The sequence below is a fragment of the Streptomyces sp. NPDC111520 genome (assembly GCF_055635295.1).
The window spans coordinates 14,268-26,796 of record NZ_JBVKBW010000022.1; the positions used below are offsets into that span (position 1 = coordinate 14,268).

The window sequence follows — 12,529 nt, forward strand, 5'->3', positions numbered from 1 at the left end:
ATGTCGCTCCGCCGCCGCTCCGCCGCCACCCCCGCCGCCTTCGAGTCGAAGATCACCCGCAGGGCGTGGAACCCGGCCCTGCACCCCCGTGACTCCCGCGGCCGCTTTGTCGAGACGGGCGGCATTGCCCGCCTGTGGGGCGGAGGCCTCGCCCGCGTCGTGCGCGCGCTGAGCACCGACATGGTCGAAGTGGAGCGCCTGGACAACGGCGTCCACGAACGGATGTACGCCAACCGGCTCACCATGGTGGCCCGCCCCGACGGCTCCCGCCCCACCAAGAGCCAGAAGAAGGTTCAGGACGAGGACGAGCTCCGCAAGGGCGACCCGAGCCGTGGCGACGGCGTCGACCGCCCTGACACCGGCCACGCGGGCGTCACCCCCCGCGCCCACACCCACGGCGACGAGGACGAGCCGGAGCCCATCCCGGACGACAAGCCGAGCGTCATCGGCGTCCTGAACGACTGGCGCAACGGCCGCGTCCAGGCCCTCGCCGCATCGCCCGAGCGCGACGTCACCGCGAGCGAGCGCGCGAAGCAGGCCAAGGACGTCGCCAACGCCCTGGACTCCGCACAGCTCACCCCGTCCGGCCGCCACATCATCGGCAAGATCGGCGACCGGTGGCACGTGTTCGAGGCCGCCACCGGCCGCCGTCAGCGCGATTGGTTCGACTCCAAGCCCGAAGCCCGCGCGGCCGCCGAGAACCTGGAGAAGCAGTCCTTCCACGACCAGCAGGGATGGCTGCCCACCCCGGCGTTCGGTCTCAAGGAGCTCGCCGCGGTGCTGGACACGCCCGCCGCGCGCCGCCGCGCCCGCACGTCCCTGGTCGCCCCGGCCGCCGCCGACGCGCCCGTGCACCGGGGCCGGCCGACCGGCTCCGCGAAGTCCCAGCCCGGCTACCGGCACTCCCGCGCCCGCGACGTGAAGGAAGGCGAGTACCTCGCGTTCGGCGGCATCGACAACGACGGCGGATGGTTCACCCGCCGGGTCACCGCCGCGGAGAAGCTCCCCGACGGCCGCACGAAGATCACGATGGACGACGGCTTTGAAGCCAACGTCATCGACAACTCCATCGGCGACGGCTTCGAGGTTGTCCGCGTCGACTACCCGCTGGACGACTACCAGCGCGACCGCGCCAACTCCGGCGCGCCGTCCGCGAAGGTGGAGGCTGCCGCCCGCGCGGCCGCCAAGCCCGCCCCCGCCCCGGCGCGTCCCGCCCCCGCGCGGAAGTTCCACACCGTCAAGGACGTCACCGCGCACTGGGCGCGCGGCCGCGACGAGGTGTGGGCCCGCCCGCCGCGCACCCACAACGGCGTCCCCGTCCGGGGCGCCACCGCGACGGAAAAGCGCCAGGTCCGGCTGGCCACCTACTCGGCCGACAGCCGTACCGAGATCGCGCGCACCGCAGCGGTCTCCAAGAACGGCAACTTCCTGGTCACCCGCTCCGGAAAGTCGAAGTGGTACGTGTACCACAGCGGCTCCGGGCTGATCATGAACGACACCGCGGGGTTCTCCAACAGCGGCGACGCCCTGGCGTGGGCGGACGAGCTGGAGGACGCCCGCGACACCCGCGGCAACCTCATCGACTGGAACGCCAAGCACGTCGGCGACCGGCTGGACATGGCCAACGGCCGTGACGGCATCGACAAGGCCATCGAGCGCGGCCGCAAGCACCAGGACACCCCGGAGCCCGCCCCGCAGCCGCAGCAGGCCGCCCCGCAGGCGGAACAGCCCGAGCTCACCCCCACGGCCCCGGCGGCCGTCCCGGCGCCCTCCGGCGACGACTGGCTGCCCGCCGGCCAGTCCATCGCCGACCAGCCCCGCCGCTTCAACACCGTCGACCAGGTCCGCGAGCACTGGGCCAACAACCCCGACCAGCCCACCGCCAAGCAGACCCCCGAGGTGCGCCAGCTCCAGGAGAGCCAGGCCGCCGCGCTCGCCGAGCGCCTGCCCGACAACGCGCAGCTCTCCGCGCACGGCCGGTTCGTGATCTACCAGTCCGGCCGCGAATGGCGCGTGGCGTACGCCGGAACCGGCGACACCGTGTCCGTGCTGTCCTGGGACAGCAAGCGCGAAGCCCTCAAGTGGGCCAAGCGTGTGGAGGAGGACACCCGTCACAGCGACGGCCGCGCCTTCAACTGGGACGCGCCGTTCCTCGAGGACCGCCTTCGCAGCCCCGAAGGCGAGAAGGCCTACGACAGGTCCAACACTTCCTACTGGAACCCCTCGGAGGAGGAGCTTGCAGCCTCCCGGGCCGCGCACGCCGCGGAGCGGGAGGCACTGCGGGCCGCCCCTGCGTCGGGCGAGGCGTGGCTGCCGTCCGGGCAGGAGCAGCCGCGCCGGTTCACCTCTCTGCAGCAGGTCCAGGCCCACTGGCAGGACAACCCGGACGCGTGGTCGACCAACGACCGCGCCGCCGAGCAGACCCGCCGGGAGGCCCGCGTCTGGGCCAAGGGCCTGATCAGCAACGGGCAGATGTCCAAGGGCGGCTCGCTGGTCGTCAAGAAGGACCACGACGTCTGGTACGTGCGGCACGCTGGCACCGGCCAGCAGATCGGCAAGCCGTTCCCGGACAAGGCCGCCGCCCTGGCCCGCGCGAACGAGCTGGAGGACTACCGCGACGCCGACGGGCGCGCCTTCAACTGGAACGCCCCTCACGTCCTGGACAACCTGGCCGAGGACGCCGGACAGGCCATGCTCGACGGCCGCAAGCTGCAGCGCGAGACCCCTGCGCCGAAGGCGGACGGCGACCGGCCGGCGGTGTACGGCGACCCCACGACGAACGCCGGGCTTGCCCAGACCCACGCGCAGATGGACGCCGCCGAGCAGGCCATCAAGGACGCATGGCCCGCGTGGGACCACACGCCCACCCGCGACAACATGTTCATCGGCGGGCACCCCGAGGCCCCGGCCCTGCGCGACGCCGTGGACGCCGCGACGAACCGGCACCACCGCACGATGGCCGAGCGCATCCAGGCCTACCGCGCCCTGGACGACGCCGCCCGCGCCTCCCTGGCGAAGCTGGACAAGCAGCCGGGCCTTGACGGGTACCGCCGCGACCGGCCGCACCTGGAGGAATTCGAGCGCCAGGTCCGCGAGCACGTCGACCGCATGGAGGCGTCCCAGGACGCCAACACCGCGGCCCGCGCGGCCCACGCCGCCGCCAAGGCCGCGAAGGCCACCGAGACCGACGGCAACGGCGACCGCAACGCCGCGAGCGCGGTGCAGTCAGCGCGCACAGGTACGGTGACGCCGGCCGCGCCCACCACCCCCGAGAGGACCACCGATGAATCCGTACGGCGCCCTGGCGAAGGCGTACTGGACGACGTACCGGCCGCAGGCGACAGCGGCACTGCCCGATCCGGAAGCGTTCTTCACGGCTCTGGGGCAGGAGATCGAGGAGCAGATCGCGGAGGACGCGCTGGATCTGACGCCGCAGGGGACGCCGGGGCAGGACTTCCGGGATCGGATCGGGGAGATGAACGCCGCCCGGTACAGGGCGCGGGAGAAGGTGCTGCAGGAGACGGTGTACGACCGGGAGAAGGAGCCCGGGACGGAGGATCTGGACATGCCCGCGTACCCGACTCTGCCCAGTCTGGCCCTGGAGCTGTAACTTTCGGCACCCCCGAGCAGGAGGCCCTTGCCCCGTCGTGGGAGCCTCCTGCCGACGGGTCCGTGCTGGTCCCGTCCACGGTCCTGGCCCGTGCCAAGGCGAACGTGGCCGCCATCGAGGTGCTGCGCCGCCTGGAGGCGGAGAACCGCCCCGCCACCCACGAGGAGCAGGCCATCCTCGCCCGCTGGTCCGGGTGGGGCGCCGTCCCGCACATCTTCGCCGACAACCCGTCGCACGAGTTCACGGCCCTGCACGACAAGCTGCGCGAGCTGCTGTCGGATGACGAGTGGGCGGCCGCGAAGGGCAACGCCCTCAACGCGCACTACACCGACCCGGCGATGGCTCAGGCCATCTGGGACGGCCTGCGTCAGCTCGGCTTCGACGGTGGCGAGGTGCTGGAGCCGGGCGCCGGCTCCGGAAACTTCATCGGCCACGCCCCCGACGGCGTGCACGTCACGGGCGTCGAGCTCGACCCGATCACCGCCGGTATCACCAAGGCCCTGTACCCGCACGCGGACATCCGCGCGGAGAACTTCAAGGACACCCGCCTGCCCGACGGGATGTTCGACGCCACGGTCGGCAACGTCCCCTTCGGCGACTACCAGGAAGTGGACTTCCGGCACAACAAGGGCAACCACAACATCCACAACCACTTCATCCTCAAGTCGCTGGACCTGACCCGCCCCGGCGGTCTGGTCGCCGTCATCACCAGCCGCTTCACCATGGACGGCAGCGGCGCGCGGGCCGAGGACGCCCGCATGGAGATGGCCTCCAAGGGTGAGCTGGTGGGCGCGGTGCGTCTGCCGGGCGGCGCGCACCGCCGCACCGCGGGCACCGACGTGGTCACTGACCTCCTCGTGTTCCGGCGCCGCGACAAGGACAAGGAGTTCACCTCCGGCCGCGACCGCACGGGCGCGGTGAAGCCCCTCACCGAGCGCAAGGCCGACGACCCGCCGATGTGGGTCCACACCGCACGCGTCACCGACCTGCCCGGGCAGGACCCCGAGCAGGCCGACGACCCCAAGGCCCCGAAGGTCCACGTCAACCCGTACTTCCTGGTCAACCCGGAACGGGTGCTCGGCGAGATGTCCGTGGGCCACGGCATGTACGGGCCCAGCGACCTGAACGTGGACGGCAACCGGAACGCCGCCCCCGACCTGCACCGCGTCCTGGGGCACATCGCCAGCGACGCGAAGGCCGACGGCCTGGCGTACCGCCCGGACTCCGCGACCCGCGTCAAGCCGCGGCTGCTGGAGCCCGGCTCCGACCGCCAAGACGGGCACGTGCAGTTCGAGGCCGACGGCACGTTCACGCAGGTCCGTGACGGCCAGGTGCTCCCGTACAACGTCCCGAAGACGCAGTTCGAGGAGGCCCGGCAGCTCGTCGGCCTGCGCGACGCCATGAAGGACCTGGTGCGCGCGGAGAACAACCCGGCCGTCGCCGACGCCGAGGTCGAACGGCTCCGCCACGTCCTCAATGACGCGTATCAGGCGTACCACGGCAAGTTCGGGTCGCTGAACCGCTTCGAGTGGTCCGACCGCAAGGCCACCGACCCCGAGACCGGCGAGAGCATCAAGAAGGCCTTCCGTAAGCGGCCGCCGATGGGCGGGCTGCTCACCAAGGACCCCACCATGGCGGTCGTCCTTGGCCTGGACAGCTACGACGAGAACACCAAGACCACCACCCCCGCCGCGATCTTCACCAAGCGGCAGGGGCGGCACCGCGCCATCGCCGAGCACGCCGACACCCCCGAAGACGCGCTTGTGCTGTCCCTGGAGACGCACGGCCACCTGGACGTGGACGACGTCGCCCGGGCCCTGCGCACCACCCCCGAGGACGCCCGCCGGCAGCTGCTCGCCGCCCGCTCCACCGACCCCGAGACCGGCGAAGAGATGCCGCTGGTCTTCCAGGACCACGGCGGCCCCGACCTGGTGCCGGCCGCCGACTACCTGTCCGGCAACGTCCGCCAGAAGCTCAACGACGCCCGCGCCAAGGCCGCCGACGACCCCGAGTTCGAGGTCAACGTCCGGCACCTGGAAGACGTCATCCCGCCGGACATCTCCCCCGGCGAGATCGACGCCGCCATGGGCGCCTCCTGGCTCGGCAAGGAGCCCGTCGAGCAGTTCCTGCAGTCGATCCTCGGCAACCAGGTCAAGGTCGACTACCAGGGCAGCTCCATGTGGAAGGTGGAGGCGCCCGACCGCGTCAAGCGCAGCGACCGCGCCACCTCGCTGTGGGGCACCGACGACTACGACGCGGTCAAGCTCGCCGAAGCCATCCTCACCAACGGCCGCATCCAGGTCCGCCGCAAGGACGAAGACGGCAACTCCTACGTCGACGCTGAGGCCACCCAGCTCGCGCAGGACAAGGCCGAGGAGATGCGCGAGCGGTTCCAGGACTGGCTGTTCCAGGACGCCGCCCGATCCGCGCAGGTCGCCAAGCTCTACAACGACACCCACAACAACCTGGCGCTGCGCTCCTACGACGGCCAGCGCCGCACCCTGCCCGGCCTGGTCGAGCACTTCAAGCCCCACGCCCACCAGCACGCGGCCGTCGCCCGCATGGTCAACGAGCCCGCGGCGCTCCTGGCGCACGAGGTCGGCGCGGGCAAAACGGCCGAAATGGCCATGGGCGTCATGGAGCTCCGCCGCCTGGGCCTGGTCAACAAGCCCGTGATCGTCGTGCCCGGGCACATGCTGCAGCAGTTCCGGGACGAGTTCCAGGAGATCTACCCCGAGGCGAAGCTGCTGGCAGCCGGGTCGGACGACCTGGCGGGCCGCAAGCGCCGGCAGTTCGTCTCCCGCACCGCCACGGGCGACTACGACGCGATCATCATGACGCAGACCGCGTTCGAGTCGATCGACATGCGTCCGGAGGCTCAGCGCGCCTACATGGAGCGCGAGATCGAGTCCCTTGAGCGGGCCATGGCTCGGCAGAAGGCGGCGGAGGACGCCGACGGCCGCGGCCGCAACAAGTCCGACACCCGCATGGTCAAGGAGATCGAGAACCGGATCAAGAAGCTCCGGGCGAAGATCGAGAGGAAGACCGGGGCCAGCAAGGACAAGGCCGGACTGTCGTTCGAGGACACCGGCATCGACTACGTGGTGGTGGACGAGGCCCACCACTACAAGAACCTTGCCACCAACAGCTCCATCCCCGGCGCAGGCATCGAAGGCTCCAACAGGGCTTCCGACCTGGACATGAAGCTGGAGTACCTGCGGGGCAAGACGAAGTCCGGCCGCGTGGTCACCTTCGCCACCGCCACCCCGATCTCCAACTCCGTCACCGAAGCGCACACCATGCTGCGCTACCTGCGGCCGGACCTGCTGGAGGCCGCCCGGGTCCGCGACTTTGACGAGTTCGCGTCGACCTTCGGCAAGATCGTCACCGGGTCGGAGCTCGCCCCCGACGGCTCCGGGTTCCGCGAGGTCGCCCGCTTCGCGGCGTTCCGGAACATGCCCGAGCTGCTGCGCATCTGGAAGACCGTCGCGGACGTCAAGGACTCCGACGACCTGGCGGACTACGTCGACACCCCGGACGTGGTGGGCGGCAAGGCCATCACCATCACCGTGGAGCCGACGCAGGCCCAGCTCGACTACCAGAGCGAGTTGGAGCGGCGCGCCCGGGACGTCAAGGGCGGACATGTCGATCCCACCGAGGACAACATGCTCAAGATCTCCAGCGACGGCCGGAAGGTGTCGCTGGACCCGCGCATGGTCGGCCTGGAAGAGGCGGGCAACAAGCTGTCGGCGGCCGCCGACCAGATTGCCAAGATCCACGAGCAGACCAAGGACACCCAGTACCCGGTCAGCGCGAAGGACAGCACCCCGCACCCGACGCGCGGCGGCCTGCAGATCGTCTTCATGGACATGGGTACCCCCAAGGACCCATCCCGGAAGAAGAAGCCCAAGAAGGGCGCCGACGGCCCCACCTCCGTGGAGGAGATGGAGCAGGGCCAGTTCCCCGCGTACGAGGAGCTCAAGGCCCAGCTCATAGCCCGAGGCATCCCCGCCGAGAAGATCAGGTTCATCCACGAGGCGAAGAACGACGCCGAGAAGGCGCGCCTGTTCCACGACGCCCGCACCGGCAAGATCGCCGTCCTCGTCGGCTCCACCACCAAAATGGGCACCGGCACCAACGTGCAGCTCCGCGCGACGGCGCTGCACCACCTGGATTGCCCGTGGCGGCCGGCGGACCTGGAGCAGCGCAACGGCCGCATCATCCGCCAGGGCAACGTGAACCCGGCGGTGGCGATCTACCAGTACGTCACCGAACAGTCCTTCGACGGGTTCTCCTGGCAGACCGTGGCCCGGAAGGCCAAGTTCATCCGGCAGCTCATGAAGGGCAACCTCACCGACCGCACGGTGGAGGACATCCCCGACGGCGTGTTCAACGCTGACCAGGTCACCGCCCTGGCCACCGGCAACCCGTACCTGCTGGAGAAGGCCACCCTCAAGGCCTCGCTCGGCACCCTGGAGCGCAAGGCCAAGGCCTACATGCGGGCCCAGGAGGGCTACAAGAACACCGTCAAGGCGTTCGAGAGCCTGCAGTCCGTCGCCCAGGGCCACATGCAGACCTGGCAGGCGGCACTCGCCAAGCGCAAGTCGACCCGCGGCGACGACTTCAACGCCTCCATCGGCGGCAAGGACATCACCGACCGCAAGGACGCCCTGGCCGCGCTCGTCGCCGAGGCTCAGGACGTCTTCACCGAGGGCAAGCGCGACCCGTACCGCAATGACCACCCGGCCGTAAAGGTCGGCCAGGTCGGCGGCCTGGACGTCACCATGAAGTTCCGGGTGTCGTTCGCCAACGGCAGCGTGCAGCACGTCGTGGACGTCGAGCTGCCCGACGTGCCCGGCAGCCGCAACGGCTACACGCTCGGCCAGATCAACAACCCGGTGTTGGTGCGCCGCATCGAAGAGGGCGTCAACGGCATCGAGGGCCGGATCCGCAACACCGAGAGCATGCTCCGCACCGAGGGGCAGACCGCCAGCCAGGCCCGGGAGCGGATCGGCAAGCCCTTCGAGCAGGAGGCCGATCTCGAGTCCGCCCGCGAGCGGTACAACCTCGTCAACGCCCTCATCCGCGAGCAGGGCAAGGACACCACCACCGAGGAAGCCCGCAAGGCCAAGCTGGAGCGCCTGCGCAGCCTTGAGGCGCAGCTCAAGGACGCGCGTGTCCGTGCGGGCGAGAACGAAGAGGACGCCGACGACCCGGCCGTCGCGCAGGACACCGACCTGACGCCGCGCACGCCCGCCCCGCCCGTCGTGGAGAGCGACGACAAGGGCGCCACCCGCATCGTGTGGCCGGACGCCGTGGCGAAGAAGGAACGCCGCGCGAAGGAGAAGGAGGAGCGGGCCCGCGCCCGTCAGCTCTCTGGCCGTCGCAGCAAGACCAACGGTGACCGCATCGTCCTGGACTCCTCCAAGGTGCAGGACGAGATCAACGCCCTGGACGACGACGAGACCACGCCCGATAGCACCCCCGCCGAGCCGCGCCCGCAGGCCTCCGGCGAATCCGGCGGCGGCAGCCGGCCCCCGCGCACCCCGCGCACCACCGGCACCCCCGACGGCGGCAACGACGACGCCGGCACCACCCCCGAGTCCAACGCCCAGACGCGGCCGAAGCCCGCCGAGCGGGACGAGCTCACCCCCGCGAAGGTGCAGTCCGACCTGGACGCCCTCAACGACGACGCGAACAACGGCGTCACCCCCGCCGCCGGGGACGGCAACGATGAAGCCGGTTATACGGCCCCGCAGGCCCAGACGAACGACGACGCCCTGATCCACGACTGGAGCCGGCCGGAGCGGTTCGTCACCGTCACCGTGCCCGCCGTGCTCGTTGACTTCCTCAACGAGGAGGGGACGGGTGCCTCGACGGACCCCGACATCCAGAAGGGCTTCCGGGAGGCCAAGAAGGCTGGCAACGGCGCGCTCAAGGTAACCGGGCCGGTCGACCTGCATCACGACATGCTCGAACTCTCCTGGGTTCTGGGCGAAGGGGACGCCACCGAGTCTGAGAGGCGCGCCTACAACAGCTACGCCAAGCGCGTCAACGAGGCTGCAGCCGAGCTGAGCGACCGCCCGGAGCCGGAGGCGCCCAAGCCGGACGTCACCCCGGACGAAACAGTCACGATGTCCCCGGGCCAGGTCCAGAAGGACATGGAGTCGATCGCGGATCCGGAGGAGCAGCAGACTTCCCCCGAGCGTGCCCCCGAGGCGCCCTCTGGCGGCCCCCGTGACCGCCGCGACGAGCTGGCACCGTACAAGGGCGGCGAGGCCGAGCAGTACGCCGTCAGCGACGCGAACGCCGCTCGCCGGTTCGGCGGCGAGGAGCGCATGCGCGATCTGGCCGCGCAGCCCACCGTCATGCCGCGGATGTGGAACTACGCGGGCCCGGAACAGGCCTGGTACCAGGGCCGTCTGATCGGCACGCTCCACGACATCAACGACTACTCGCGCTTCACGGCCATGCGGGAGGACAAGCACAAGTACCCGCCGGTCTGGGAGATCGAGGTCCCGTTCACGACCATCCACGACCAGCCGCGGTTCACCAGCCGTGAGGCCGCCATCGCGGAGCTGGCGTATCGCGCGCAGCAGGACGGCCCCATGGACCTCGCCCAGGTCCACCCCGAGCTCGCCCACGACATCGAGGTCAGCAACCGGGTCAACTGGCCGACCAGCCTGGACGGGCAGAACTTCACGCCGCAGGAGCAGCACCGCTTCGACGCTCTGGGTGGTCTCCTCAAGGGCCTGCAGGAAGGCCGCACCGCGAGCGGCAACGTTGCCGACGACGTCGCGCACGCCTACGACGAGCTGACGTGGCTCGCCAGCCGCTACCGCGTGGGCAACAACACCGCTCGGCCCGACCGCTACGCCAGGAGCCTGGCGAGGATGCTGGACACCCTGCGGCCGGAGGACCCGCGGGCGCTGCACCACAAGGAAGCCCAGTACCGCGCCGCCATCAAGGCGAAGAACGAACTGCTCCAGGCGGGCGCGCTGGACCGCGCCCAGCGGGTCGGAGGCCCCGACCTGCAGTCCGGCGACCTGGTGCGCGCCGTCGGGCGGGCCAGCTACCCGTACCCGCGCAATGACGACATCACCGGCTACGTGATCGGCAAGCCGAAGCGGGTCACCGCGTCCGTGGACGGCCAGAAGGTGCGCGTGTGGCGCTTCCAGATCGGCGCGACCCCGTACGCGGACGGCCCCGAGACGAACCTCATGTCCATCCCGGTCGACGGCTCGGTGCAGCGCATCGCCCGCGCCGAAGACATGGACTTCCCGCACGAAGAGTTCCAGTACGGCGCGGCTGTCGGCGAGGCCCCCAGCACCGCGCCGGACGCCGGCACCACGCAGGCGCCGGGCTTCAAGGTCGGCGACGAGGTCATGACCCCGCACGGCCCCGGCCGGATCCACAGCATCGACGGCGACACCGCCGTGGTGAACCACGGGCCCGGCACGAACGCGACCGGCGGCTACGCCGTGCACGAGGTGCGCGACCTGGGCCTGCCCGGCTCGGAACCGAAGGTGCCCGTCAAGCAGCAGGAGCGGGACCGCAAGGCGCAGGAGCGGGCCGAGAAGGACGCCGCGACGGACGCCGCGGACCTGGAGCGGGCCACCGGCAGCGAAGGCCTGTCCCTGCCGTCTGGCGGGCGGTTGAAGGACGTGGACAGCGAGGCCGGACACGGCACCGTCGTTGACGACGACGGCAACGTGCTCGGCTGGATCCGCGCCAGCGACGACGGCAGCGTGTGGCGGGGCCAGGACGTGCGCGGCGGGCGCCCGCACGGTGGCAGCAATGGGGACGGCCGTCCGGTCCGCGCCATGGCGGAAGCCGCCGAGAAGGTCGTGGACGGCTCGAAGAGGGCGCACAGCAGCGACAACCCGCGGCAGGGGCCGCTCAAGCCGGAGGAAATGACCGGGCTGCAGGTCTGGTACAGCGCTCTGTCTGCCCGGCAGAAGGATGAGCTCGACGCCCTGTCCAAGGTGTGGCGCCGGTCCGATGACCCGGTGTTGGCGCGGGCTGCCGACCGGAAGTACGGCAACATCACCGTGGCCGAGATGCGCCGTCTCGCCACGGAGGTAGACCGCGAGGCCGAGGCCGTGGACACCTCCGCCCCGGAGGGGCGGCGCCGCCAGAAGGTGCTGCAGGGCCTGGCGGCGAAGCTGCACGGCCACGCGGACCAGGGCGAAAGGGCGCGGACCATGCTCCCCGCGCCGGGTGAGTCTGGCTCGGACTCGAAGGCGCCGGCCGCCGAAGACGACCTGCTGCAGCCGCGGAACGGCAGGCCCGGCCCGGCCGAGTTCCTGCTTGGGCGGTTCCCGCTCGGTTCGATCGTCACCGGCCCCGACGGGCGCTCTGGCAAGGCGGTCACCACCACCCGCGACAACGGCAAGGGCGACCTTGTCGTGCAGTACGGCGACGGCTCCCAGGCCGAGTTCCACCCCGACAAGGTCACCATCACCGACCCGGCCAACCGGCTGGAGGCCGAGAGCCGCCGCCGCCAGTGGGCCAAGCTCACGGACGCCCTGGATGAGCAGTCCCGCCTGATGCGCGACCCGGAGCTGCAGAGCGACCGGGCCAAGCGGCAGCGCCTGGAGGACGTGACGGAGGAGATCAAGTATCTCCGCGAGCACCGTCGTGGGTCCGCCGCAAGGTCTGGCGGCTACGCGCTCGGCGACCAGATCACGACTCCTGACGGCACCGGCACGATCACCTACCTGGACTCGGGGGCCACCACCAAGGTCACCGTGGACGTGGGCGGCCGCGAAGTCGAGTACCCGGCCGACCAGCTCCCGGGCGGTCTGGACAAGCGCCCGGCACTCATCCCCAAGCGCGAGTACAGCGGGATGGTGAAGGCGCTCGGCCTCCAGCACGGTGAGAGCTACCTCGGGTACGCGGGCCGCTTCGACGGCGACT

Annotated in this window: 1 protein-coding gene (running past one end of the window); it reads left to right on the plus strand. The window is 71.0% G+C overall.

Going from position 1 to position 12,529, the window contains the following annotated elements; all coding sequences use genetic code 11:
- On the plus strand, positions 1-12,529 hold the start of the coding sequence (locus ACZ7MY_RS35955) for a helicase-like domain-containing protein (RefSeq protein ID WP_499608601.1). It continues 14,813 nt past the right edge of the window; the window shows 12,529 of its 27,342 coding nt (coding positions 1-12,529); its start codon is at positions 1-3; the stop codon falls past the right edge of the window.